This window comes from Paenibacillus sp. Soil787 (assembly GCF_001429545.1).
Classification (GTDB): domain Bacteria; phylum Bacillota; class Bacilli; order Paenibacillales; family NBRC-103111; genus Paenibacillus_E.
Map to the genome: position 1 here is coordinate 94,477 of NZ_LMSP01000013.1, position 25,020 is coordinate 119,496.

At 47.1% G+C, this 25,020-nt stretch carries 21 protein-coding genes and 1 pseudogene; 18 read left to right on the forward strand and 4 right to left on the reverse strand.

All coding sequences use genetic code 11. From position 1 onward, the window contains the following. Positions 1 to 8: 8 nt before the first annotated feature. The 4 genes from ASG93_RS16160 to ASG93_RS16180 all read right to left on the reverse strand — a co-directional run bounded on the left by ASG93_RS16160 (position 9) and on the right by ASG93_RS16180 (position 4,473). Positions 9 to 1,112, reverse strand: a complete 1,104-nt coding sequence (locus ASG93_RS16160; RefSeq protein ID WP_056833584.1) for a carbohydrate kinase — start codon at positions 1,110 to 1,112, stop codon at positions 9 to 11. Between the two features lie 141 nt (positions 1,113 to 1,253). Next, positions 1,254 to 1,643, reverse strand: coding sequence for a hypothetical protein (locus ASG93_RS16165; protein ID WP_056833585.1), 390 nt, complete (start codon positions 1,641 to 1,643; stop codon positions 1,254 to 1,256). A 498-nt stretch (positions 1,644 to 2,141) separates the two neighbouring features. Then, on the reverse strand, positions 2,142 to 3,431 hold the full coding sequence (locus tag ASG93_RS16175) for a glycosyl hydrolase family 18 protein (RefSeq protein WP_056833587.1): 1,290 nt from the start codon (positions 3,429 to 3,431) through the stop codon (positions 2,142 to 2,144). A 460-nt stretch (positions 3,432 to 3,891) separates the two neighbouring features. Then, entirely contained in the window at positions 3,892 to 4,473 is a 582-nt protein-coding gene (locus ASG93_RS16180) for a TetR/AcrR family transcriptional regulator (RefSeq protein ID WP_056833588.1), read from the reverse strand. 109 nt (positions 4,474 to 4,582) lie between these two features. On the opposite strand from ASG93_RS16180, the gene ASG93_RS35920 reads away from it, so the two are divergent. The 18 genes and pseudogenes from ASG93_RS35920 (at position 4,583) to ASG93_RS16260 (ending at position 24,939) form a co-directional block, all read left to right on the forward strand. Continuing rightward, entirely contained in the window at positions 4,583 to 5,356 is a 774-nt protein-coding gene (locus tag ASG93_RS35920; protein WP_235550864.1) for a hypothetical protein, read from the forward strand. Between the two features lie 10 nt (positions 5,357 to 5,366). Continuing rightward, positions 5,367 to 5,828 carry a hypothetical protein gene (locus ASG93_RS35925; RefSeq protein WP_056833590.1) on the forward strand — a complete coding sequence of 154 codons (462 nt, stop codon included), beginning with the start codon at positions 5,367 to 5,369 and terminating at the stop codon, positions 5,826 to 5,828. 664 nt (positions 5,829 to 6,492) lie between these two features. Then, positions 6,493 to 6,693: pseudogene (locus tag ASG93_RS36805) on the forward strand (YiaA/YiaB family inner membrane protein); the annotation flags it as partial. A 42-nt stretch (positions 6,694 to 6,735) separates the two neighbouring features. Beyond that, a complete protein-coding gene (locus ASG93_RS16195) occupies positions 6,736 to 6,951 on the forward strand; it encodes a YiaA/YiaB family inner membrane protein (RefSeq protein WP_268796025.1) in 216 nt (71 codons plus the stop codon). A gap of 915 nt (positions 6,952 to 7,866) precedes the next feature. Then, positions 7,867 to 9,669 (forward strand): sensor histidine kinase, encoded by a 1,803-nt coding sequence (locus ASG93_RS16200; RefSeq protein WP_056833591.1) that lies wholly within the window; start codon positions 7,867 to 7,869, stop codon positions 9,667 to 9,669. Beyond that, on the forward strand, positions 9,666 to 11,222 hold the full coding sequence (locus ASG93_RS16205; protein ID WP_056833592.1) for a response regulator: 1,557 nt from the start codon (positions 9,666 to 9,668) through the stop codon (positions 11,220 to 11,222). Before ASG93_RS16200 ends, ASG93_RS16205 begins: the two co-directional genes overlap by 4 nt. A gap of 162 nt (positions 11,223 to 11,384) precedes the next feature. Continuing rightward, complete coding sequence (iolD, locus tag ASG93_RS16210; RefSeq protein WP_056833593.1) at positions 11,385 to 13,250, forward strand: 3D-(3,5/4)-trihydroxycyclohexane-1,2-dione acylhydrolase (decyclizing); 1,866 nt, start codon at positions 11,385 to 11,387, stop codon at positions 13,248 to 13,250. Positions 13,251 to 13,274: 24 nt separating this feature from the next. Then, positions 13,275 to 14,183: a myo-inosose-2 dehydratase gene (gene iolE / locus ASG93_RS16215; protein ID WP_056833594.1), complete on the forward strand. Its 909-nt coding sequence runs from the start codon at positions 13,275 to 13,277 to the stop codon at positions 14,181 to 14,183. Positions 14,184 to 14,190: 7 nt separating this feature from the next. After that, positions 14,191 to 15,201 (forward strand): 5-dehydro-2-deoxygluconokinase, encoded by a 1,011-nt coding sequence (gene iolC / locus ASG93_RS16220; RefSeq protein ID WP_056833595.1) that lies wholly within the window; start codon positions 14,191 to 14,193, stop codon positions 15,199 to 15,201. 31 nt (positions 15,202 to 15,232) lie between these two features. Then, positions 15,233 to 16,678: a CoA-acylating methylmalonate-semialdehyde dehydrogenase gene (locus ASG93_RS16225; RefSeq protein WP_056833596.1), complete on the forward strand. Its 1,446-nt coding sequence runs from the start codon at positions 15,233 to 15,235 to the stop codon at positions 16,676 to 16,678. 38 nt (positions 16,679 to 16,716) lie between these two features. Continuing rightward, positions 16,717 to 17,592, forward strand: a complete 876-nt coding sequence (gene fba / locus ASG93_RS16230; RefSeq protein WP_056833597.1) for a class II fructose-1,6-bisphosphate aldolase — start codon at positions 16,717 to 16,719, stop codon at positions 17,590 to 17,592. After that, positions 17,592 to 18,635 carry an inositol 2-dehydrogenase gene (iolG, locus tag ASG93_RS16235; protein WP_056833655.1) on the forward strand — a complete coding sequence of 348 codons (1,044 nt, stop codon included), beginning with the start codon at positions 17,592 to 17,594 and terminating at the stop codon, positions 18,633 to 18,635. Before fba ends, iolG begins: the two co-directional genes overlap by 1 nt. Positions 18,636 to 18,652: 17 nt before the next feature. After that, complete coding sequence (gene iolB, locus ASG93_RS16240) at positions 18,653 to 19,477, forward strand: 5-deoxy-glucuronate isomerase (RefSeq protein ID WP_056833598.1); 825 nt, start codon at positions 18,653 to 18,655, stop codon at positions 19,475 to 19,477. A gap of 77 nt (positions 19,478 to 19,554) precedes the next feature. Continuing rightward, entirely contained in the window at positions 19,555 to 20,574 is a 1,020-nt protein-coding gene (locus ASG93_RS16245; protein WP_056833599.1) for a LacI family DNA-binding transcriptional regulator, read from the forward strand. Between the two features lie 342 nt (positions 20,575 to 20,916). After that, complete coding sequence (locus ASG93_RS35135) at positions 20,917 to 21,060, forward strand: hypothetical protein (RefSeq protein WP_156410924.1); 144 nt, start codon at positions 20,917 to 20,919, stop codon at positions 21,058 to 21,060. Positions 21,061 to 21,431: 371 nt separating this feature from the next. Next, the gene (locus tag ASG93_RS16250; protein ID WP_082614929.1) at positions 21,432 to 22,286 is read left to right on the forward strand and encodes an ABC transporter permease; all 855 of its coding nucleotides are present in this window, start codon (positions 21,432 to 21,434) and stop codon (positions 22,284 to 22,286) included. Positions 22,287 to 22,329: 43 nt separating this feature from the next. Beyond that, positions 22,330 to 23,202 (forward strand): carbohydrate ABC transporter permease, encoded by an 873-nt coding sequence (locus tag ASG93_RS16255; RefSeq protein WP_056833600.1) that lies wholly within the window; start codon positions 22,330 to 22,332, stop codon positions 23,200 to 23,202. A gap of 60 nt (positions 23,203 to 23,262) precedes the next feature. Beyond that, positions 23,263 to 24,939, forward strand: coding sequence for an extracellular solute-binding protein (locus ASG93_RS16260; protein WP_063891889.1), 1,677 nt, complete (start codon positions 23,263 to 23,265; stop codon positions 24,937 to 24,939). Positions 24,940 to 25,020: the final 81 nt, after the last annotated feature.

Consider the following 25,020-nt stretch of genomic DNA (forward strand, 5'->3'; position numbering starts at 1 on the left):
AATAAGGTTCAGTCTCCTTTAGTTATCGATTGTATAGTTTGTAACAGCCGTTCTTCAGTTAGCTCACTGGCTGCGGATTGATCGGTTTGAAGCGTAATATGTGACGCAGCGAGACCATAGGTGCAGGCGTCCATATAGGTATGCTGATGCATCACACCATAAGCGATACCAGCAACGAGAGCGTCGCCTGCGCCGGTTACTTCCACGACTTTGGTAGGAATAGGAGGGAAAAGCTGCTCGCCTTCCTCGCCAACATACATAACACCCGTGCTGCCGAGTGTAATGAATACGTGTTTCACGCCCCGTGCCTGAATAGCTCTAGCCAGTTTGTCGTAATCTTGATCTATTATTTCTACCGAGGCACCAGCAAGCTGACAGGCTTCTTCAAGGTTAGGGAAGATCGCGGTAACACCATGAAGCTCCTGCGGGAGCTTTTTCGCTTTTTCGGAAGAGACAGGGTCAATGAATAGCGTGATGCCTTCTTCTTTACAGCGCTCAATTAATTCTTGGAGCGTATCCGCAGGCAAATTCGTATCAGCAATGATGAGCTGTGAAGCGGCAATATGGGACCATTTGTCCATCAAAAGCTGGGGTATGCATTTATCGTAAATTTCCATGTTGGCAAAAGCCAAAAACATCTCGCCCGTGGCATCGAGCAGCGCCGTGTAAGTTCCTGTGTTCTCTCCCTGCAAGACAATCGTTTGGCTGACATCGACACCGCGCTTTCGTGTTTCCTCAAGCACCCACTGACCAGCCTTATCGTCACCGACAACGGTTAGGAGTGCTGTCTTGCAGGATAAACCAGCGAGTGTGTCCGCGATATTGCGCGCAACACCTCCGCAAGACTCGGTGACCGTTACCGGATTCGAGGAGCCCAGTCGAATGGTCATCTTGCTGGCAGCTTTACTGTCTAGGTTCGCGCCGCCGATACACATGACGGTTTGCTCATCAGAGGTGACATAGGCGCGGCCTCGGATCGTACCTTTCTTGGTCAACGCAGCAATATAGCCGGCAACAGCAGATCGGGAAATGCCGATGGCACTGGCTATTTCAATTTGAGAAATAAATGGATTTTGACGTATAAGTGCTAAAATTTGCTGTTCACGATCCATGAAAAGCTCCTTTCAAACGAATAACTGCTTTTAGTTTAATGTACGTCCAAACAAATGTCTGCAAACAATTTAATGAAACAAAAAAAAGCCTTCCCCTTAAACCGGGAACAAGGCTTCTTTAACGAACCTTCACATTACACACTAAGAAGTCCGGGAACGATTGCCGAGTCCGAGCAGCCCGAGTAAACCAAGCAAACCTGCGTAATTCCACCAGGGCGAGGCTTTGTCTTTGGCCCCGCTAACTGCCTGGGTATGGACCTTTAGAGCCTTCATCGACGTTGGCGGAGTAAGCCCATATGCAGCCGAATGACTATTCATACTGCCCATTGTACGCAAATTTCCATCCGCGCTAGGCATGCCGAAAGGATTCGTGTCAAAGAAAGTCGGTGAGCCTTGTTTGGCGGCTTCCCAACTATCGACTTGCGAAATCATTTGCTGATCAGGGGAATGCATACGATAGTGATGTGCCCCAAGGAGAGCCGAGATTGACAAAAAAGAAATCATACCCAGCTTAATAAATCTGGAAACCATGATCCATACCTCCAAGACTTGTTGAATTGGTTCTGTAAGTGCAGGTATGGATATATTCCCCTAAGAGCAAGAACATATGCATTTTTTTGTGAAAATGAGAAAGGGGTACAGAAAACAAAAAAATGAGGTGGCAAGGTTATTCTTGCCTTCTCATTTTTGTTTTCTGTCGATTGTAAGGGATAGTCTCGCCAGAACTCTAGTTAGGGGAACGTCGATTCGTTATTTTGTGAAATCTGTGATAGAAATCGAAATAAAGGAACGTAAGAGCGCTATTTGATCAAAATGAACAATCCGGAGGCACAAAAACGATAAATAACGCATCGTTGTTCCTCTTCCTCATGATTTCAGGTGCTTTTCGTCCAAATAGCGGATCGACGTTCCCTCGGGCAAACTCTGGTTACCATAACTTAGTAAGTAAAGGGGAGAGGGGTATAACGTCCCAAAATGGTTTTTTTGGGACAGCCCCCTTCTGTATTTGCGACTCGCTTCCAGCGGATGTTAAGTTCGCTTCACGATTTTAAAATTTTCCTCAAGAAGAAGCCAGTTTTGCGGGAATTTAAGACCAAGCTTCCAGTAACTAATACCTCGTAAGCCAAGCTCTTTTAATAAGCGGAATTTTGCTTGAATAGAGCGTGCGTCCTCGAACCAGACGGTGTGCTCCTTGCCAGCATCATCCCAGTAGTTGAAGTGCGGGGCTTGCGCCGTGTAATCATACAGGATCTGCGCATTATGCTTACGGGCCAGATCAATAGCCGCTTGCGGAGAGACGGCCTTAGCAAAGGCGCCGCCGTGGACATAGGGCAGCGTCCAATCGTAGCCGTACAGATTTTGGCCCATCATGACTTTGGAAGCGGGCATCTCGCTTATGGCGTACTCCAGTACTTTGCGTACGGGACCGATGGGAGAAACGGCCATGGGGGGGCCGCCGCTGTAGCCCCATTCGTACGTCATGATGACGACGAAATCGGCGATTTGGCCATGCGCTTTATAATCATGCGCAGAGTACCATGCGCCAGCTTGAGCGGCGCTTGTTTTCGGCGCGAGCGCCGTAGACATCAAATAACCTTCTTGATGAATTTGTGCCGCGGCTTTACGAAGAAAGCGATTGTAGGCATCGCGGTCATCGGGGAACAAGTGCTCAATGTCGAAATGAATATCGCGGAATCCATATTGTTTGGCGGTGCTTTTAATGTTCTGAAGCAGATGATTCTGAACGGTTTCGTCCGTGAGGATGATATGTCCGAGCTCAGCGCTGAATTGATCATGTTCGAGATTGGTCACAACCATCATCAAGGTGACACCATTCTGTGAGGCTATCCCGTGAAGATCGTCCAGCTGCGGGGCTTGGAGGGTGCCGTCCCTTTTAATACGGAAGCTGAATGGAGCTAAGTACGTAAGATGAGGAGCTGCTTCCTTGGCGGATTGAATGAGGACGGGCGAGACGTCAGTCCCGCGAGGCTCTAAATAGGCATTCACTTCTGCCTGTTTACGCGGGGTTGGCGGAATATAGAGGCGAAAGCCAACAGGTAAAGATTGATACATGGTTAGTCCATTGACGGAGGCAAGGGTATGCAGGTCAATTCCCAACTTTTGGGCAATCAGATAAAGCCCTTCACCGGGCTGTACCCAGTAGTACGAGCCAACAATCGGAATGACCAATGCCTGTCCGATGACCAGGGATTGGCTGGGGGTCATCTCATTGACTGTTGCGATCGTATCCACCGACACTCCATACATTTGCGAAAGGCGGTATAACGTCTGTCCCTTCTGGATAACGTGGATTTGCATAGGGGTTCCTCCCTTTCTTCGTAAGCAAAGGCGTGAATTCCGAGCCTACTTGTTTCTTTACCTTATTCGAAGGGAAGGGGATGGGTGTATGTCTACTGGAAAATGACTGCAGGAAAATGACTGTAGGGAAATGACCGCAGGAAAATGAATACAGGGAAAAAGCAAAGAACTCGATTGACATCCATGCCGCGATGCGGCAGGTAGAATCGAGTTTTTGCGATTATAGACTTTGCTGCCTCACCTCAGGAGCTGAACGGTCAGCGCAGGATGCGAGATAGGGAAGTGGTGAACAGCCGCTATCTCCATCGTGCGCGCGGAGCGAAAGCGCTCCGGCAGTTGGTACATCCGATCCTGGGCTCCCCTATGAACCCTGTACCGCCTGTGATGAAAATATGTGTCATCATAATTGCCTGCCCTCCATTTTATTAGTACTAAATAGTACTGATCGTGATTAAAAAAATTACTTTAGCAACAAGGCTAAAGTAGAAAGAGTTTGACTGAGCATGGCTGGATCTTGGCTTGCATGCTGCAGGAACAGCCCGCCTTCAATCGTCGAAACGATCAATTGAGCCGTGGCTTTTGTCGGCAGGGTGGCTGAAAACTCCTTGTTATGAACACCCTCGATGAGCAGGGCTTCCACCGTAAGCATTTGCTCCCTGAAAAAAGCCCTCACTTTTTCCCGAAGTACATCTGCATCCTGCGGCATCTGTGTGTACAGGGTGAGAAACGGGCATCCGCCTAAAGAAGTCCATTCAAGCCCTGTCAGCACTTGCAGCAGAGCAGTGAAGCGCTCCTGCACACTTAATTCTGAACGTGACACAGTCTTCTGAATCATATCGTTATAGGTGTGTATTAGTTGTTCAAGAATTGCGCCCAACAGGTCTTCTTTGCTTTTGAAATAATAATAAATGTTCGTTTTGGATACTTTGCTCACGGCAACGATTTCGTCCATGCTGGTTGCTAAGTAGCCTTTTGTCAGGAACAAGTCTGTTGCCACTTGAATCACAAGATCACGGTTGGTTAATTTCTTTTGCTTTTTCATAAATAGCACTATACGGTACTATAAATCAATTGTCAAATCCGAAATGTATATCTTACATTCGAAAGAAGATAATAGCATTATTGGAAATTGACTCGTAAGGATGCTGCACATGAGAACCAAGCCACGCCGTCAAATTGCGTTCGTCACTGTATTAGGCATAACCCAATTGCATTTGCGCAATCCCTTCATTATTGTATGGTGGGCCGCTGCCTTTCCGGGCTTTGGTCATTTATTGCTATCCAAATATATTCGCGGCTTTATCCTTATTGGATGGGAAATGCTCATTAATTCCCAGATGCATTTGAACGAAGCGATCGTATACACCTTCACAGGTCAATTCGAGCGGGCCAATGAGGTGCTGAATATTAGGTGGATGTCATTGTATGTGCCTGTTTATTTATTTGCAATCTACGACAGCTATCGAACCACCGTGGATATGAATCATCAATTTATTTTAGCTAAAAGGGAGAATGCCCCGATTGATTGTTTTAAAATGTCCGGTATGGAAATTAACTATCTAGATAAGCGCTCGCCATGGCTGGCGATGGTCTGGTCCTTGTTAATGCCGGGAATGGGACAGCTTTATTCCCATCGGATTATCAATGCTTTTTTTATACTTGTGACCTGGATTTCACTTTCCTATATGTCTCATTTACTCGAAGGAATTCACTATTTACTCATGTGGGACTTAGCACAGTCGGCTCGTGTAGTGAAAATGCATTGGCTTATATTTTTACCCTCTTTTTATGGTTTTTCCGTCTACGATGCTTATGTAAATACAGTAGAATATAACAAACTGTTTGATCACGAGCAGGTTTGCATGCTCCAAGAGAACTATCAACATCGCCAATTTCCATTTCCTAAATCTCCGCTTCGAAAATGAGGGTTACACCATGCATGTAATAGCATCATTTGAACACTCGATCTATTTGGAGCTGGCGATTACTGCTCTTGAAGAGGCGGGTATTCCCAAGGAACATATCTATGCTGTTTCTTTGCAGGCGAGATCCAACAAACCGAAGATGTTCGACACGATCCATCACTCTGATGGCGTTAGTCTATTTGATGCTGGGATAGCCCTGGCAACAGCGCTCACGGTAGTTGGCTCTACCTATGGCTTTATTTTAAAAGGAGGGGCCATTCTTTGGGGCGTTATCGGCGCAGCTGTGGGCTTCACCATCGGGGTCTTCATTGATATTGCCTATAAAAAAAAGAAGAAAGCGAAAACGAATCTCCCATCCCGAAACAAAATGACAGAAGTTGTTGTGCTCGTCGCTTGCGATAAAGAGGAAACCAAGCAAATTCAGGATGTTTTCTGGGAGCATCATGCCTTTGGAGTAGCTATTTGTGAATGAATTTCTGCTGTGCAGAAACCAGGATAGGATAGACCCGTGCCGAGTTAATGCTTGAGCGGGTTATTTTTGATGTTTTGGGGTTAAGGGGGAGGCGGAAACTTCCCCCTGTTTAGCATGCAATTTGCTGAGTTGAGTGAGATTGTGGCGCAATGCGTAATCATTCAGTAAGTAGCTATGCGTTCTTGGTGCTTGTTGTTTGTTTTCTTGGCTTGTTTTGTTTGTCTTGTCTGTCTGGGTGAAAGGGGGAATTAAGCAGCCAAGTAGTACAACGTACAACAATTTCCTTGATTTCTTCTGTATGAGCTAAAGATGTTGTATGTCGTACAACAATTCAGTCTTTTTATAGGCTATAGAGCCATTTTCGGCTGGGATTGTTGCATTTTTTGCAACATTTACATGGATAACGTGGATTAGCTTGCAAAATGTTGCACAACGTACAACTTTACACGTACCAAGCAAACGAATGATTAAGCATATACGTCTTGAGCGGTGTAATGCGTTTAGCTCCGCATAATAACCATGTAAGCCGCGCATTAGTATGCCGAAGCAATTGGGTACTATTGGTAAATAGTACTATCTGGGATGGAAAATTTCTCCTATACTAAGTAACAAGAGCAAGACATTAAAGCGTTGCGGCAGCAACCACAGGGGGCTTACGGAGATGATGGATCAACGGAGACGGAATACGGCGGCATTTACTTTTATGGCATGGACATCCTTCATTGGGGCATTCCTGGCGATGTTCATCGGGATTTATACGTTGGAAGAATCACTGAGTGTTAAAGGTTATTTCGCAGTGTGCGCGTTATTCCTCACGATGTCGGCTTTTGTCTTACAGAAGGTCATTCGTGACCATTTGGAGGATGGCTACGGTTCACGCAAACGCAATACATCGGCTTTCACTTTCTTGGCATGGAGCTCGTTCGCTCTAGCGCTTCTGGGTATGTTTATTGGGATTATTAACTTGGAGCAGCTGCTTTCTGTCAAAGGTTATTACGCTGTTACGGCTTTGTTCCTGACGATGTCTTCCTTTGTTCTTCAGAAAACGGTACGTGACAACAACGATGATGAGCTCCTGCAGCCGGTTGAAAATAAATTAGAAAATAAATTCGAAGAGCTGTAGTCACAGCACTTTGCCAAGAAGCTTAGTTCATGATCGATGAACTAAGCTTTTTTTCAGTAGATAGACGCGTTGCGGCACCACTGATGAATGAAAATTTTTAATTTTCAGGGCAGAAAGTATAAGTTTTATTACACTTCGCGTCATCAGTCTTGATAAACGCGCTCGTCCCAGAAGGACGACGAAGGCGTTTATCCTTGTCTGCAACGGCCCCATTAACATACAGCTGTTGAGTAAGGAAATGGGTGCGAAATCTAACTCCAGATTTATCTTTCCCGGCTAAAGGACTGGAATGACGTTAATCTCCGAAAAAGAGTGAATTTGAACATCTAATGGACTCGATAGCCCTTAATCTCCTTCAAATGATGAAAATAAGATAGATTGAAGCCGAATAACGGCGCTGAAGTCCGTAAGCTCGGAATCATCGCACCAAATAGGCAGTTAGCGGCATATACGCCCGTTAAACGTCTATTTCCGGTTGGTTTCATTAGCTGTGTGCTAGAATTGGTCCGCCGGGGAATTATGCAGGCCGCTGACTGTGGATAAGAGGGGTAGAAGGAGCTGGGAACGAATGAGTGAACATGAATGGTGAACCATTGGATTTTATCCACTGATTTTCCTATTCAGGCCTAACAATGATAGCAAACATTGGATTATTTCCAATCGAATGGCCTCAAAACGTTAATATTCGTGGAAAATGTTGGTTTCCATTGGATTTTCTCCAATCAAAGTCGGATGTCCAAAGCCCGTGATGATATTTCATTGGATTTTCTCCAATGTCATTCAAATATTACATGGCTTGTGAGATCCAGTTTGTTCATTTTTGCCAATATGACTAAAGGGATAGCAGGAACACGAACGATGTTGCTATAATGTCGTCAAGGGATTGGTCAATACGAAGATATAGGGGTAAATCAGATGAGATCATGGAGTCAACTTATACTAAGCATTAACCGCAGCTTCAGGGTAAAACTGATTCTCAGCCTATCCGTTATCATTTTGCTGGCCTTCGGCGTAACGGGCTATTTAACGTATCGCTATAATTTGTCACTATTTGAGGAAGAAATCAGTAAGCAGTTTTCTAGTACGAATGAAGAGGCACTGGCGAAGATGGACCTGAAAGTTCAGGAGGTTGTACGGGTCTCACAAACGGTCGTATTTAATCCTGAAATCGAAAAGGTCATCACGCGGATCAATTCGAGCGAAGATTCCGATCCATTTAAATTGTATTACAATAAAAAGCAAATCGAAGATCAGATTTTCCAGATCAAATCGGATGCGCCGTACATTACTGGCATGTATTTATATGATCTCAAAGGGAATCCTTCTTATTTCAGCTATACCACCTCGGCCATTAATATCCCGAGTGAGAGCGTATTCAGCACAATTCAATCCAAAATCAACGACACCTACGGGGACCTCGTATGGATTAGCATGCCGTTGCCATCCTCTATTGAACCAAGCGGGTTTAGAAATACAATCATTGTGGCCCGGTGGATGAAAAATAGTGCTTTGAACACGTATGGCGTGCTCGTGATGGCTTTTGACGAGTCGTTCTTCTCGGGTTCTCTCAAGGAACTGACGAAGAATGGAGAGGGCGAAGTCTATTTGTTCAACAAGAATAATGAGCTGTTATTTAGCAATTCGCCGGAGAGCTCGGTAGATAAACGGGAACGGCTGAAAAATTTGAATCAAACTCAGCTATTGGATAACCATCTGTTCGTTCAAGCACAGTCGAAAGTGACTTCCTTCAAGCTGGTCAGCGGAACTTCGCTTACGGCCATTCAAAGCAAGAATCGAGATTTATTTCAGAAAATCGTAATCTCTGGCCTGATCAGCGTTCTTCTCACCAGTGTGTTGATTATACTTTCCACGGGCAATCTGCTGCGGCCGCTCAAGGATTTGCTGCAGGGTCTGCGCAAGGTAAGATCTGGCGATTTCGATACGCGCATCGAGATTAGAACCAAAGATGAGCTTGCTTATATCGGAGAGAGCTTCAACGCAATGGCCGAACAAGTCGGAAGGCTGATTAAGGAAGTGTATTTGACGCAATTGAGTGAGAAGGAAGCGGAGCTTAAAGCGCTGCAAGCCCAACTGAATCCACATTTTCTGCATAATATGTTTAACGAAATTTATTGGAAGCTTTATCTGCAAGATGAGACCGAAACGGCGGCCTTGATCGCGGCTATATCGGAGATGCTCAAGTATTCATTGATGCCTGTGCGTACGCTGACCACCGTGAGGGAAGAATTTCAGCAGATTCGTAACTATTTGAAGGTGCAGAAGGAGCTCTTTGAAACGGACTTGGAGACGATTATTCAAGCGGATGATGACGTTCTGAACGGCCAGGTAATGCGGTCTCTTCTCCAACCATTGGTAGAAAATGTGTTTATGCATGCCTTTCGCAACAAAGTGTCGCATAAAGTGCTGTTGATTAAAGCGAGCAGCCGGGATGGCTTCCTGGAGATTGAAGTAACGGATAATGGCTGCGGTATGGATGAAGTGGCCATTTCGCAAATACTGGGCTTCGAGGGCTCATCTTTGCCGCAGCGTTCAGATGGGCGAGAAAGTCTCGGGGTTCGCAGTGTTGTAAGGAGAATCGAGCTGGTGTATGGTACGCCTTATCGTTTGGAAATCAATAGCGTGATTGAAAGCGGCACCACTATGCGCTTAGTTTTGCCTTTTGTAAATGATGTCGGGACAGGAGGTTCAGCAGCATGAGAATCGGGAAAGTATTGATTGTGGAAGATCAGCCGAATTTTCGAAAAGGGCTGATAAAGATGTTAGAGGGCAGAGAATTGGGCTGGGAAGTGGTTGGCGAAGCAAGCAATGGGCAGGATGCCTTAGCGCTGCTGGATGAGCTTAAGCCTGATTTGGTGTTGACCGATATTCGAATGCCCGTCATGGACGGGATTGAATTCGTAGGCCATTTGCGACAGAGCCATCCTGACATGCTTGTCATCATTTTGACGGGATACAAGAATTTCGAGTATGCACAAGCTGCCGTTCGGCATGGTGCGCTGGATATTCTGATCAAGCCATGTACGGAACAGGATGTTCGTCAGGTGATGAATAAGGCATCCGAGCGGTTCTATGTTAAATACGCGCAGCAGCAAAAGCAGCAAGTGCAGCTGAGGCTTCAGCAAGATCAGGAGCTTCGAGCGGCTTTATTGGACTTGCCTTATGAGAAGAGCGTAGCAGCAAGGCTAACGGAGGGCTTGGCTGGTAGGGAGCTGTGGCTTCTGCAAATGAACAGTGAGGATTTGGCAAATAAAGCGTATGGGAAAAGCGACATGAGTCTTATGCAATTTGCGTTCTCCAATATCGCCCTAGAGCTGCTGAATGGAGCGGGGCTGGAGGCTCAGCTTCTATTGGTGGAGCATGACAGCTTTGTACTGGTTTCGGCACAACATGGTGTCGAAGAGAGCTTGCAAGAAGCCATTCAAAATGCTTCCATCGAATATTTGAAAATTCGCTTGCATATGATTTCCATGGGGATCGGCCCTTCTGCTAATGAGTTAGCGGATTTGTATAACTTGACCAAAGGGATTGTCTATGGACCTGTTAACAGCCTTCCTGAGATTGGTAGTGAGACAGGTTCCGGGATCATGCTATCGCTGAACCAAGCGAAGGTTAGAGAAATGGAAGTTCAACTGATGTCTGCCATTCTGGTCGGTCAGGAGGACAGTCTTCAGCTACTTTTGGATCGAGTGCTGGCCGAGCTGTCTCTTACATCGCCAGAGGAAATGCGAATAGGGGCGTTATCTCTCTCCATTGCTTTGCTTGGAACAATACAGAAGCAATTTGATTCGGGCGATAACAATGCGCTAGCCAGGATTCCTAACGAAATGCCGCAGACGCATTGGACCTCAGAGGAAGTCCTTCAATGGGCTGCCGAGCAAGTGAAGAGCTTCCTGCAGCAATTTAACAACTGGCAAGCGGCCAAAAGTGACAATCTGATCGAGAGAGCCGTCAAGTACATTGAAGAGCACTACAATGAAGAATGCCGCTTGACCGATGTGGCCTCGCATATTCATTTAAATCCAAGCTATTTCAGCGTCGTATTTAAGAAAGCAACAGGGGAAAGCTTTACGCGCTTCGTTACCCGTTTCCGTATGGATAAGGCGGCTTTGCTGCTCCGAAATACCGATATGAGAATATTCGAGATCGCTTCCGCAATCGGGTTTGATGAGCCGAACTATTTTACGAATGTCTTCAAACAGCAGTTCCAAATGTCTCCCAAGGAATATAGGAATGGCAGAGCGACATCATAAGGTTAAGAGCTTAATGATGGTACTTTGCCACTCCCATTTCTTCGTCCATGAGTTTTTTTTGTAAAAGGCATTGCGGTCGAAAACAATATGTTGTACTATCGGATTAAGCGCTTAACCTTGTGAGATTAAGCGCTTAACCTTTATCGTGAAAGGAAGATGGTCATGAGTACGATTCGACTAACGATGGCACAAGCGCTGCTGCGTTTTCTGGACCAACAGTATGTGTCTGTGGATGGACAAGAGACCAAGTTTGTACGTGGTGTCATGGGGATTTTCGGTCATGGCAATGTGACAGGACTTGGAGAAGCCTTGGAACGGAGCGCAGGAGACCTTACTTATATACAAGGCAAGAATGAGCAGGGGATGGTTCATGCCGCGGCGGCTTACGCCAAGCAGCAAAACCGTCGGCAAATCTATGCCTGCACGACATCGATTGGACCCGGTGCTCTGAATATGGTGACCGCCGCGGCAACAGCGACAGTCAACCGGATTCCGGTGCTGCTGCTGCCAGGTGACAATTTTGCCTCAAGACAGCCGGATCCAGTGCTTCAGCAGCTTGAGGTTGTGGGCGATTATACCGTGTCAGCTACAGATCCCTTCAAATCGGTCAGTAAATATTGGGACCGGATTGTTCGGCCCGAGCAGTTGATGAGCGCGGCTGTACAGGCGATGCGGGTGTTAACAGACCCTGCAGAAACAGGAGCGGTTACATTAGCTTTGCCTCAAGATGTGCAGGCAGAGGCGTACGATTATCCGGAAGCCTTTTTCGATAAGAAAGTCCATTATCTAGATAGACGTCCACCAGCAAGAGAAGCAGTGAATCGCGCTGTGGCCTGCCTGGCAGGCAAACAGCGTCCGTTGATTATTGCAGGCGGCGGAGTCCTTTATGCGGATGCGACGAAAGAATTAATGGAATTTGCAGCTGCCTTTGGGATTCCTGTAGCAGAAACGCAGGCTGGTAAAAGCTCGTTGCCTTGGAACCACCCGCTGAATGTTGGTGCTATTGGTGTTACGGGCGCACTCGCAGCGAATGTGCTGGCGAAGCAAGCGGACCTGATTATCGGCGTAGGGACGCGGTATTCCGACTTTACAACGGCATCTAAATCGGCTTTTGCGAATCCGAAGGTGCAGTTTATTAATATAAATGTAAGTGGGTTTGATTCTTCAAAATTGAGCGGGATAGGTATTACCGCTGATGCGAAGGAAGCGTTAAGTGCTCTGAAAGATGCTATGACGGCTCAGCGCTATGTTAGCGGTTACGAGAACGGTTACATAGCTTCTTTGAAAGCGGAGTGGGATGGCGAGGTTGACCGTTTATACAATGCGGAAAGTGCAGAGGGCTTTGCCCAAACTCGCGCGCTTGGGGTCATTAATCAAACGATTGATCCTTCAGCTGTCATTGTTTGCGCAGCGGGGAGCCTGCCGGGGGATTTACACCGTTTATGGCGATCTTCGGAGCCTAAAACCTATCATATGGAATACGGCTTCTCCTGTATGGGTTATGAAGTTAGCGGCGCTTTCGGGGCAGCATTGGCGGAGCCGAATCGCGAGGTCTATGCCGTGGTCGGTGATGGAAGCTACCTGATGCTGCACTCTGAGTTGGTTACAAGCCTCCAAGAAGGCCGGAAATTTACGGTGCTGCTGTTCGATAATCATGGTTTCCAATGCATCCATAATCTGCAAAGGGGCCACGGCAGCGACGGCTTCGGGAATGAGTTCCGGTATCGTGAAGCCGCTACGGGCAAGTTGACAGGAGGATATATGCCGATCGATTTCGCAGCGCATGCTCGCAGCTTAGGCGCAAAGGCGTACAAAGCAAGCACACCGGAAGAACTCAAGGAAGCGCTGCTTAAAGCGAAGGAAGAAACGGTCACGACGCTGATCGAAATTCCTGTTGTTCCGGGAACTAACACACAGGGTTATGAATCCTGGTGGCAGGTAGGTGTTCCAGAAGTTTCCGAGAGCGAGAAAGTAATTGCAGCACACGAAGAAATGAAGAAAAACATACAAGCGGCGAGACCCATTTAACGATAAAGGGGAGAGAACATATCTATGAAAGATCTGCCATTTAAGCTAGGTATTCATCCAATTAATTGGGTGGGAGAAGACGTCAAAGAACATGGCGCGGATACCACATATGAGCAAATTTTAGATGATATTCAGGCGTTGGGGCTAAAAGGTACCGAGATGGGCCGTAAATATCCGACCGATATTGCGGTGCTGAAGCAGGAGCTGGATAAGCGGGGGATAGGCCTCGTGTCACAGTGGAAATCCGTGCTATTCTCTGATCCTACGTACAGGGATGAGGAGCTGAAAGCCTACAGGAAGCATGCCGAATTTCTCAAAGAAATGGGCAGTACGGTCATCAGCACAGCGGAAGTTGGGGGTTCGCTCCACTTTGACCCGCGCCGCTCCCCGAACGAGAAGGAAGTGCTTCGTCTGGACGAAGCCGGCTGGCAAAGCTTAGCCGAAGGACTGAACCTTGCGGGAGCCATCGCGCAGGAGTACGGTCTGAAGCTGACGTATCACCATCATGGCGGAACGGTTGTTGAAAGTCCGGAGGAAATCGATAAGCTGATGGAGCTCACGGATCCTTCGCTTGTACACCTGCTCTTTGATACCGGTCATGCCTATTATGGCGGGGCGGATCCACTCACTGTGCTGCGCAAGCATGAGAAGCGGATCGCTTATATCCACTTGAAGGATATTCGGCAAGCCGTGTTAGACGAAGCTCGCGCCGAGCAGGTCGACTTCGTGACTTGTATCCGCAAAGGGGTGTTCACCGTTCCGGGTGATGGCTGTATCGAGTTTGCACCTATTTTTGAGGAGCTGCTGGCACAAGGTTATGCGGGATGGGCGATGTTGGAAGGCGAGCAGGATCCGGCTGCACACAACCCTTACGAATACGCGAAGCAAGCACTTCAACATATAGAATCCCTCATTCCACAAGAAAGAAGGTAACGATCCGATGACTTATGTTTCCTTTCCGCAGTCGAAGCCGCTCGATTTTGTAGCCATTGGCAGACTATGCATAGATTTGAATGCGAATGAAATTAATCGTCCCATGGAAGAGACCATGACGTTTACCAAATATGTAGGGGGTTCACCCGCTAACATTACGATTGGCATGGCAAGATTGGGCATGAAAACGGCCTTTGTTGGCAAAATCGCCAACGATCAAATGGGACGTTTCATCGCTGATTATTTAGAACGGAACAACATCGAAACAACGAATGTCGTGACTGATCATACAGGCGCGGTTACGGGACTAGCTTTTACAGAAATTAAAAGCCCAACGGAATGCAGCATCCTTATGTATCGCGACAATGTGGCTGATCTGCTGCTAACACCGTCCGAAGTGCAAGAATCGCTGATTGCTGAATCGAAGGTTTTGCTTATTTCTGGTACAGCACTTGCGCAAAGCCCGTCCCGCGAAGCTGTCTTTCAGGCACTGGAATACGCGAAGAAGCATGGGGTCGTCATCATTTTTGATCTGGATTACCGTCCATACACATGGACAACTTCGGAAGAGACAGCTGTTTACTACAATTTGGCGGCTGAGAAATGTGACATTATTCTGGGTACTCGCGAAGAATTCGATATGATGGAGCGCTTTGAGAACAATGCGGAGAAAAATGATCGTATCACGGCTGCGAAATGGTTCGATTACTCGGCCAAGATTGTCATTATCAAACATGGCAAGGAAGGCTCCATCGCTTATACGCCAGACGGTGTTGGTCATCGTGCCATGAGCTTTCCTGCTAAGGTGGTCAAGACGTTTGGTGCGGGCGATTCTTATGCGGCTGGCTTTATTTATGGCATCATGCAAGGTTGGACGATTGAGAAAAGTATGGAATACGGCAGTGCCGCAGCTTCTATCGTGATCTCCAGTCACAGTTGCTCTGATGCGATGCCGACAACCGATCAAGTAAATGACTATATCGAGCGCTGCAACCGCGGTGAAATTACAGCATCATAACTAATTCGAACCACTAAAGGAGAGTCCACATATGACAACAACATTGAAAAACTGGATCGGCGGCGAATGGATCGCTTCAACATCCACACAAACAGAACCGGTATATAACCCTGCAACAGAAGAAATTCTTGCTCATATTCCAATCTCTACGAAAGATGATGTGGATCATGCGGTTCGTACGGCACAAGAAGCTTTCCAAACCTGGAGCCGCACACCTGTACCACGCAGGGCTCGCGTACTATTCAAATACCAACAGCTTCTGGTTGAGCATTGGGATGAGCTGGCTCGAATCGTTACGCAAGAAAACGGCAAAAGCTACAATGAAGCTTACGGAGAAGTGCTTCGCGGCATCGAGTGCGTAGAATTCGCCGCTGGGGCTCCATCGCTCATGATGGGCAAACAGCTTCCAGATATCGCGTCCAATATTGAATCCGGCATGTACCGTTATCCAATCGGTGTTATCGGCGGTATCACACCGTTCAACTTCCCGATGATGGTGCCTTGCTGGATGTTCCCGCTGGCGATTGCCTGCGGCAATACATTCGTGCTGAAGCCGTCTGAGCGCACACCTCATCTGGCAAACCGCTTGGCTGAGCTGTTCCATGAAGCGGGCTTACCAGCTGGCGTGCTTAATATCGTTCATGGTGCGCATGACGTGGTCAATGGCCTGCTTGAACATAAGGAAGTTAAAGCCATTTCGTTCGTTGGCTCCCAGCCAGTTGCCGAATATATCTACAAAACTGCTTCTGCCAATGGCAAACGCGTTCAAGCGCTCGCAGGCGCTAAAAACCACTCGATCGTTATGCCGGATGCCGATTTGAACATTGCTGTGAAAGAAATCGTCAATGCAGCCTTTGGTTCTGCAGGCGAGCGCTGTATGGCTTGTTCCGTCGTGGTGGCGGTTGGAGAAGTTGGCGATACGCTTGTGGGCAAGCTGCTTGAAGCTGCTGATAAGATTACGATTGGCAATGGTTTGGAGGAAGGCATTTTCTTAGGGCCTGTCATCCGTGGTCAGCATAAAGAAAGAACGCTTAAATATATTGAAATCGGTGAAACCGAAGGAGCGCTTCTGGTCCGCGATGGACGTAAGGACGCTGCTTCTGAGGGGCAAGGTTATTTCGTGGGACCTACGATCTTTGACCAAGTGGAGTGCGGCATGAAAATTTGGGAGGACGAGATTTTTGCACCTGTTCTCTCCATCGTTAGAGTGGCTACTCTTGAGGAAGCGATCGAGCTCTCCAATCGTTCCGATTTTGCTAATGGCGCATGTCTCTTCACAAAGGATGGCAGCAATGTACGCCAATTCCGTGAAAATATCGATGCCGGTATGCTCGGCATTAACCTAGGCGTTCCTGCGCCTATGGCTTTCTTCCCTTTCTCTGGCTGGAAAAAATCGTTCTACGGCGATTTGCATGCGAATGGGACGGACGGCGTGGAGTTCTATACGCGGAAGAAAATGGTCACTGCTCGCTGGTAACAGCGGGTTAGACCTTATCGACAGGAGAGGAGAACTTCATGACGCTCGTTTCAATGAAAGAGATGCTGCAGCAGGCTTTGGCAGGAAAATATGCGGTCGGGCAGTTTAATTTGAATAACCTAGAATTTACACAAGCGATCCTACAGGCTGCTCAGCAGGAACAAGCGCCTGTCATTCTAGGCGTTAGTGAAGCTTATATCCCGTATATGGGCGGACTGCCCTGTATTGTAGGCATGGTGAAATCGCTGATTGAGCACTATGGGATAACCGTCCCAGTAGCTCTTCATCTAGATCACGGAACCAGCTATGACCTATGTATCCGTGCGATCCATGCCGGATTTACCTCGGTCATGATCGATGCTTCTCATCATACGCTGGAACACAATATCGAAGTCACTCGTCAGGTGACACAAGCGGCGCATGTGCTGGGTGTATCGGTGGAGTCGGAGCTGGGCCGGATTACCGGACGCGAGGATGATTTAGCCGTAGACGAAGCCGAAGGCATGTACGCTGTTGCTGAGGACTGCGTTCGTTTAGTGAGGGAGACGGGGATCGATTGTTTAGCTCCAGCCCTTGGATCCGTTCACGGTCCTTATCGGGGACAGCCAAAGCTCGGTTTCGATCGAATGGCGGAAATTAGAACGCTGACTGGACTGCCGCTGGTGCTTCATGGCGGAAGCGGTCTGCCAGATGAAGAGATTCGTCAAGCGATCGCTTGCGGTACAGCCAAAATCAACGTGAATACCGATAATCAAATCGCTTGTACAGCCGCTATCCGTTCGTTCTTGAATGAACATCCGGAAGCATACGATCCAAGGAACTATTTAGTGCCGGCACGGGAAGCGATCATCGCCTCCGTTAGAGCTAAAATTCAATTGTTCGGGAGTGCGGGCAAAGCAGGAGGGAAAGCATGATGAAAAAAATTAAAATTGGTATTATTGGTGCCGGCAGAATTGGTAAAATCCACGCAGACAATTTGCTTCGGATACCCGAGGTTGAAATCCTTGCGGTGAGTGATTTATTTGCCGGTCCTGACTTAGAAGCATGGGCTGCTTCGCGTCAGATTAAGACAGTTACCAAAGACAGCCATGAGCTAATTGATAACCCTGACATCGACGCCATCTTTATTTGCTCATCCACGGATACGCATGTCCCGCTCATTCAACTGGCTGCACTGGCGGGTAAACATATTTTCTGCGAGAAACCAATCTGCATGGATATCACGCAAACGGAAGCGGCTATTGCAGCGGTTAATCAGGCAGGTGTGAAACTGCAGATCGGCTTCAATCGCAGATTTGACCACAACTTCAAGCGGGTTCGCGAGGTTGTTCAAGGAGGAACAATTGGCGATCCGCATATTGTGAAAATCACGTCCCGTGATCCGAATCCGCCACACCCTGATTACATCAAGGTGTCGGGCGGCATATTCATGGATATGATGATCCATGACTTCGACATGGCTCGCTATGTAGCGGGAAGCGAGGTTGAGGAAGTGTATGCGCAGGGCAATGTGCTCATTAACCCGGTTTTCGCCGAGCACGGCGATGTCGATACCGCAATCGTAACGCTGCGGTTCCAGAACGGTGCTCTCGGTGTTATTGATAACAGCCGCCAAGCGGTATACGGCTATGACCAACGGGTTGAAGTGTTCGGCTCCAAAGGTAGCGTAACGGTTGCCAACGATCACCCTAATACGGCTGTAATCAGTACAGCGGACGCTGTTGTTAGCGAAAAGCCGCTGCATTTCTTCCTAGAACGCTATCAAGCTGCCTATATGGAAGAAACACAGATTTTCATCGATTGTCTTTTGAATGATAAGCCTGTGCCAGTGAGTGGCTATGACGGTATGCAGGCGGAGCGGATCGCGTTAGCTGCTAAGCTGTCTTCCCGTTTGGGCCGGCCGGTGAAAGTGAGCGAGGCGTTAGATTTGCTTAAACAGACCTCTGTATCTCAGTAAGGGAGGGAGACGTTAACATGAACAGATCCAAACTGATTGTAACGCCTGCCTCCACCCCGAATGAGGAAGGCAGCCTTTTGAAGGTGACTCCAGAATCAGCAGGATGGAAGTATGTTGGTTTCGAAGTTGTACAGCTTGCGGAGGGGCAATCTTTGAGCCGTGAGACAGCGGGGCTGGAAGTTTGTCTAGTTCTGCTCACTGGTAAAGCCGATGTGGCTACCAAGCAAGCAGAGTGGAAAAATATTGGGCAGCGGATGAGCGTATTTGAGAAAATACCGCCATATTCCGTCTATGTACCAAATAATGATCGCTACGAGGTCACCGCGCTGACAGCAGTAGAGCTTGCTGTTTGCTCCGCTCCTGGCGCTGGCAACCATAAGGCACGTCTGATTGCACCTGATCAGGTAGGGGTAGAAACGCGTGGTTATGGCAATATAGAGCGCCAAATTCATAACATTTTGCCAGAGCAGGAGCCAGCGGATAGCTTGCTTGTGGTTGAAGTCTTCACACCGAATGGGCACTGGTCGAGCTACCCGCCCCATAAGCATGATCGCGATGCGCTTCCGGACGAATCGTTTCTGGAAGAGACGTATTATTATCGCGTCGATCCGGGGCATGGCTTTGCGGTTCAACGTGTGTACACGGACGATCGGTCGCTCGATGAGACGCTGATTGTTAAGAATGGCGAAACCGTGCTCGTTCCGCGTGGCTATCACCCTGTTTCGGCGCCTCCAGGCTATGATGTGTATTACCTGAATGTTATGGCGGGACCTACGCGAACATGGAAGTTTCATAATGATCCGGAGCATGCTTGGATTATGACGAAGCCGCGCGAAGCGTAAGCCGGTTTGCAAGTTCCCGTCAGCCCCTTCATAATGGAAGAAAAAAAAGTATCCTTCAAGAAAAATGGGGTAGTAGGATGAAGGCAACCATCTATGATGTGGCAAGAGAGGCCGGCGTGTCCATTGCGGCGGTCTCGCAGGTCATGAACGGCAAAGGAAAAATAAGCGAAGAACGGCGCGGTGAAATCATAAAGATTATGGAGCGGCTCAATTATCAGCCTAGCGTTATCGCGTCGGCGCTGACTGGTAAAAAGACCTATACCTTAGGTCTGCTTGTGCCCGATATTTCCAATCCCTTTTTTGCGGAAATTGCTCGAGCAGTAGAGGACCAAGGCCATCATATGGGCTATAGTTTGGTCATTTGCAGCAGCGACAATAAAGATGAACGGGTGGAGCGATATCTGAATTTGCTCCAGCAAAAAAGGGTGGATGCCATGATCATTGGTACGGGGATGGACAATAAAGACATGCTGACTCCATTGATGGAGAGAGCGATCCCCATAGCAATGATCGCGAGGGAAATGCCTGATCTCGACGTTCATACGGTCGTCGTGGATGACTTTGTCGGAGGGGCGTTATCAGCAACGCATTTACTCGATTTGGGTCATCGGCGCATGGCCATTCTGGCTGAGCACTCGAAAGTAAGCAGCAGCCGTGAAAGGGTCCGTGGCTTCAAGAGCAAGCTGGAAGAAGCGGGAGTTCAACTCCCGGAAAACAGCGTACGCAACTGCCGCTACGTTGTAGCGGATGGAAAGCGTGAGGCGCTTGAACTGTTGGGACAATCGGGTTCTGATCGGCCGACTGCGCTGTTTTGTTGTAATGATTTGCTCGCTATTGGTGCGCTTCAGGCGGCTAAACAGCTTCGCCTACGCGTGCCAGAGGATCTGTCCGTGATCGGTTTCGATAACACGATTCTGGCTTCAGTCACAGATCCACCGCTTACGACTGTCGCTCAGCCGATCGAGCCGATGGGGAAAATGGTCGTGGATTTACTGATCCAAGAATTGAAGAAAGAATCGAAAGCCAAGCAACGTGTCGTGATGCGTCCCGAGCTGATTGTTAGGCAATCAACTGCGGCTCCAACGGTTTGTGATTAGCTTATATGAAGCTCATTAGGCTGCTGTCCCAAAAGTCATTTTGGGATGATATGCCATCTACCTTTATTTTACTATCCAATGGTAACCAGAATTTGCTGAGGGAACGTCGATGCGCTAATTGGGAAAAACGCCCGAATTCATGAGGAAGAGGAACGACGATGCGTTATTTCGTTGTTTTTGCCTCCAGATCGCTCATTTTGATCAAATAGCGCACGCACGTTCCTTTTATTCGATTTTTAGTGCAGATTTCCCAAAATAACGAATCGACGTTCCGCGAGCCTTAGGGATAGCAACTTTTCGTATGATCAGGTCAGCCAGATATATCTGGTTGGCCTTTTTTGGTTGGCACAACGGGTGGATACGTCTGTACTTTCCGGTTACGGTACAGAAGCGGTGCCTTTTCTGGTAACGAATACGAAAGGATGGGAACGCAGTGGCACTATAACCGTGCAGCTGGAATTAAATATGTGTCCGTATATGAAATGAGTCTTTTTCTTGTGAGAGGTCAAAAATACATTTTCCGATACTCTAAGTAAAGTAGCATGTTGAATCCTGAGAAGGCAAAAAGAGGCGTCTCAGGAGCTCGAGTGGAGCGAAAGTTACCAAACCTCCTCATGCTTAAAGAGGCTATCGTAATTTGACTCATACCCAATGAATTTATAGATTTTTCTATAATTTTTTAAGGGTTTTTTTGATCAAAACTTTTATTATAGGTATATTACATCGAAGTAAGGAGTGAAGCAGCCTTGAACGGAAATATCAATGAAGCTCCTAGACTCCCCCTAACGACAAGTGAGCAGAAAGCTTTACAGCTGAGACGAAGAAGAAGACTGAAACAAAACATTCCGCTTTTTATCATGCTTGTCCCTGTCATTGCATACTACATTTTGTTCAAATATTGGCCTATGGGCGGACTTGTGATCGCTTTCAAAAACTACAATTTTTCGGATGGGATTTTGGGCAGCCCATGGGTGGGACTAAAGTATTTTAAACTTTTGTTTTCTAGCTCCAATACACTTCAAATCATTTGGAACACGTTCTGGCTCAGTCTTTTGAGTTTAATTTTCGGATTTCCGATTCCCATCTTTCTGGCCATTTTGCTCAATGAAGTAAGAAGGTCGTGGTTTAAAAGATGGGTACAAACGATTATCTATTTGCCGCATTTTTTCTCTTGGATCATCGTTTCTGGTATCGTATTGTCTTTATTTGCAACAGACTACGGTTCAATTAATAAGGTGCTTAAGTTGTTCAACATGGAACCGATTACCTTCTTATACGAGTCGAAATCTTGGGTCACTATATTTGTTGGATCAGGCGTGTGGAAAGAAATGGGGTTTAGCACTATTATTTACTTGGCTGCCCTTACGACCATTGACCCTTCCCTTTATGAATCCGCCGGCATGGATGGGGCTACGAAGTGGAGGCAAATGTGGCACGTTACTCTTCCAGGTATTCGGCACACCATTATCCTATTGCTTATATTAGCGATGGGAAAGGTGATGGAGGTTGGCTTTGACCAAGTATACAACTTGCAGAACGCCGCGGTATCGGACGTATCGGAAGTCATTAGCACCTACATTTATAAAATGGGCCTAGGTAGTTCACAATTTAGCTTAACTACGGCAATGGGATTCTTCGAATCCATCATTAGCTGCAGTCTTGTGCTGATCGCTAACCGAATCGCTAAAAAGTTTGACCAAGCTTTATTCTAAACAGGGGTAACATAAGCTCAGCACAAATGAAAGGAGGGGTAGCATGAAAGCGACAAAAGGCGAAAATATATTCTACGCTGCCAATTACGTCGTGCTCGGATTAATTGCCTTAACGTGTATTCTGCCGTTTATTCATATTGTGGCGCTGTCGCTTAGCGATCGTTCGTCCGTGGATTCAGGACATGTCTTCTTCTGGCCAATAGGGCTGCAGTTCACGGCTTATAAAATTTTCTTCATAGCCAGCCCAGCTTTTAACGCTTTTAAAAATAGCATCATCATTACACTAGTCGGTGTGGCACTGAGTCTGTTAGGTACCATATTAGCTGCATACCCGTTGTCCAGATCGTATCTGATAGGCCGTCGCTATCTTGTTCTTGGCATGGTGTTTACGATGCTGTTCTCGGGGGGGTTAATTCCAACTTATCTGGTTATTAAGAACATGCATCTGATCGACTCCTATTGGGCCTTATGGCTAAGCGGATTCATTAGTACCTATAATATGCTGCTAATGCGAAGCTACTTTGAAAATATTCCTTATGAAGTACAGGAAGCTGCGCGAATTGATGGATGTAACGATACCTCGCTTCTCATCCGTATCATACTTCCACTATCACTGCCCATGTTGGCTACGTTGGCTCTGTTCTACGGGATTGGCTTCTGGAATTCTTTCATGAACGTGCTAATGTATATCAACAAGAGCGAATTGCAGAATTTGACCGTCATCGTCCAGGCGATGCTGCAACAAAACGATCTTCTGAATTCTCCTTCTCTAAATAGTGAAGAGCAGGCGGCAGTCGCTACGGAGATGGTTAAAGCAGTCGGGGTCGTTGTCATGGTAGTTCCTATGCTGGTGGTTTATCCCTTCCTGCAAAAGTACTTTGTGAAGGGCGTTATGCTTGGATCTGTTAAGGGTTGATGAGAAAGGTGTTCCCGTTTAACAAAACTTCACAATAAAATTATTGGGGGAAAAATGCACATGAAAAACAAGAAACTGTGGGTTGGTATGACAGTAAGTGTTGTAGCGTTAGGGGCAACGTTGGTTGGTTGCAGCAGCGACAAGAAGGAAACGGCAACACCGGCAGCAACGACCAAATCGGGTGAGAAAGCGGCAGTTAAACGCAGCGATGTAACCGTAACCATGTATGACCGCGGTGCAGTTCCTGCATCGGAAGGGTCGTATGAAGAAAATCGCTGGACCAAATGGATTAACCAGAACGGACCGGAAAATGTGAAATACGTTCCCATCCTCCGCAGCGATTCAACTAAAAAATTAAATGTATTGTTTGCTTCCGGTTCCGCTCCGGATATTGTTAGCGAGTATAATACACCGTTTCGTGGCAGTCTGTATGATCAAAAGCAGCTGCTGCCTATCGATGACATTTTAAAATTCATGCCTGAATATCAAAAATTACTGACCCAATATCCGCAGTTGAAGAAAGCGGGTACAAAACCAGACGGGAAGTTGTATGAAATCGGTAAAGTAAAAGAAGCTACACCTCAACATCTCTTGCTCATTCGTACAGATTGGTTGAAAAAGCTGAATCTATCAATGCCTACAACAACTGAGGAATTATTGGCTGTGGCTAAAGCATTTGCAGAGAAAGATCCTGACGGCAACGGTAAGAAAGATACCTATGGGCTTAACATGAGTACCTATTCGGAACAAGCGATCAATGAGATGTTTGGTGAAGGCTCTTCGAAAGACTTGTTGGCTTGGGGAGTTAAAGATGGCAAAATTATCCGTCAGTGGGATAATGAGCTTGCTTCCCTAACCTTCAAAAAGCAGCTCTACGATGAGGGCCTTATTGACAAAGATTATATCAATGACAAAGATGGTGCAAAGGCTAAGCAAGACTTTCTAAATGGCAAAATCGGTATTTACGTGAGATTCTCAGGCGGTTGGTATGACTTTGCAATGAACGACCTTCCTACGTTAAAGAAAAATGTGGCCGATGCGGATGTGGCTCCGTTAGGCTATCCGAAATCACCACTCGGGACATTCACAGGGGCAATCGATAATCCGGTTCAAATGACGACAGTCATTAACGCCAAGGCGAAAGATCCTGAAGCTGTTGGCCGTTATCTTGACTTTATGATGAAACCGGAGACGGCTTTGAAAGTGATTAATGGTGACGAAGGCACTCACTGGAAGAAAGCAGCTAATGGCTGCCCGCAGGCGATAGATCCGGCCAAGAACAAGAATGAGGTAGGCTACGCATTGGACTATGAAATGTTCTACTCATCGGGACAAGATAAATGCAGTTTTGTTTTGAGCGGCTTTAATCCGGAAGTGCCTGCGCAGAAGGCTGCCATGGACATGTATAAAGAAGTTCAGAAGATGTATTTCGATACGCAAAGAGGATATCCTGGGCTCACGGTAGGGGAACATATGCCGGTGTATAGTGCAGATCTTCAAGTCATTAATACAACGATTCTTAAAGAAAAAGGCGACCTCTTCGTTAAGGCAATCATTAGCGGAAGCAAGTACAGCCCTGAACAAGCAATTAAAGACGCTCAAGCGGCTTGGGATAAAGCAGGTGGCAAGCAGCTCGAAGATTTCATGAACAAATGGTATTCGGAAAATAAAGATAAAGCGTTCCTTGCTAAGGATGTTATGGCAATCGCCAAACAGCAAATGGAGCAAGTGAAGTAATGGATTAGGAAGAAGGAGCTGGACATGGATATGCGTTTTGCCTGCCATGCAGACAACGCTGGATGTCCAGCTCCATTCATT

Bases quoted from the DNA above. Each gene is read 5' to 3' on its own strand.
- ASG93_RS16245 (WP_056833599.1), top strand. From the start codon at position 19,555: ATGAAGGCAACCATCTATGATGTGGCAAGAGAGGCCGGCGTGTCCATT.
- ASG93_RS16175 (WP_056833587.1), bottom strand. From the start codon at position 3,431: ATGCAAATCCACGTTATCCAGAAGGGACAGACGTTATACCGCCTTTCG.
- ASG93_RS16165 (WP_056833585.1), bottom strand. From the start codon at position 1,643: ATGGTTTCCAGATTTATTAAGCTGGGTATGATTTCTTTTTTGTCAATC.
- ASG93_RS16205 (WP_056833592.1), top strand. From the start codon at position 9,666: ATGAGAATCGGGAAAGTATTGATTGTGGAAGATCAGCCGAATTTTCGA.
- iolB (WP_056833598.1), top strand. From the start codon at position 18,653: ATGAACAGATCCAAACTGATTGTAACGCCTGCCTCCACCCCGAATGAG.
- ASG93_RS16160 (WP_056833584.1), bottom strand. From the start codon at position 1,112: ATGGATCGTGAACAGCAAATTTTAGCACTTATACGTCAAAATCCATTT.
- ASG93_RS16200 (WP_056833591.1), top strand. From the start codon at position 7,867: ATGAGATCATGGAGTCAACTTATACTAAGCATTAACCGCAGCTTCAGG.
- ASG93_RS16260 (WP_063891889.1), top strand. From the start codon at position 23,263: ATGAAAAACAAGAAACTGTGGGTTGGTATGACAGTAAGTGTTGTAGCG.
- ASG93_RS16225 (WP_056833596.1), top strand. From the start codon at position 15,233: ATGACAACAACATTGAAAAACTGGATCGGCGGCGAATGGATCGCTTCA.
- ASG93_RS16180 (WP_056833588.1), bottom strand. From the start codon at position 4,473: ATGAAAAAGCAAAAGAAATTAACCAACCGTGATCTTGTGATTCAAGTG.
- ASG93_RS35925 (WP_056833590.1), top strand. From the start codon at position 5,367: ATGCATGTAATAGCATCATTTGAACACTCGATCTATTTGGAGCTGGCG.
- iolG (WP_056833655.1), top strand. From the start codon at position 17,592: ATGAAAAAAATTAAAATTGGTATTATTGGTGCCGGCAGAATTGGTAAA.
- ASG93_RS16255 (WP_056833600.1), top strand. From the start codon at position 22,330: ATGAAAGCGACAAAAGGCGAAAATATATTCTACGCTGCCAATTACGTC.
- fba (WP_056833597.1), top strand. From the start codon at position 16,717: ATGACGCTCGTTTCAATGAAAGAGATGCTGCAGCAGGCTTTGGCAGGA.
- iolC (WP_056833595.1), top strand. From the start codon at position 14,191: ATGACTTATGTTTCCTTTCCGCAGTCGAAGCCGCTCGATTTTGTAGCC.
- ASG93_RS16250 (WP_082614929.1), top strand. From the start codon at position 21,432: ATGCTTGTCCCTGTCATTGCATACTACATTTTGTTCAAATATTGGCCT.
- iolD (WP_056833593.1), top strand. From the start codon at position 11,385: ATGAGTACGATTCGACTAACGATGGCACAAGCGCTGCTGCGTTTTCTG.
- ASG93_RS35920 (WP_235550864.1), top strand. From the start codon at position 4,583: ATGAGAACCAAGCCACGCCGTCAAATTGCGTTCGTCACTGTATTAGGC.
- iolE (WP_056833594.1), top strand. From the start codon at position 13,275: ATGAAAGATCTGCCATTTAAGCTAGGTATTCATCCAATTAATTGGGTG.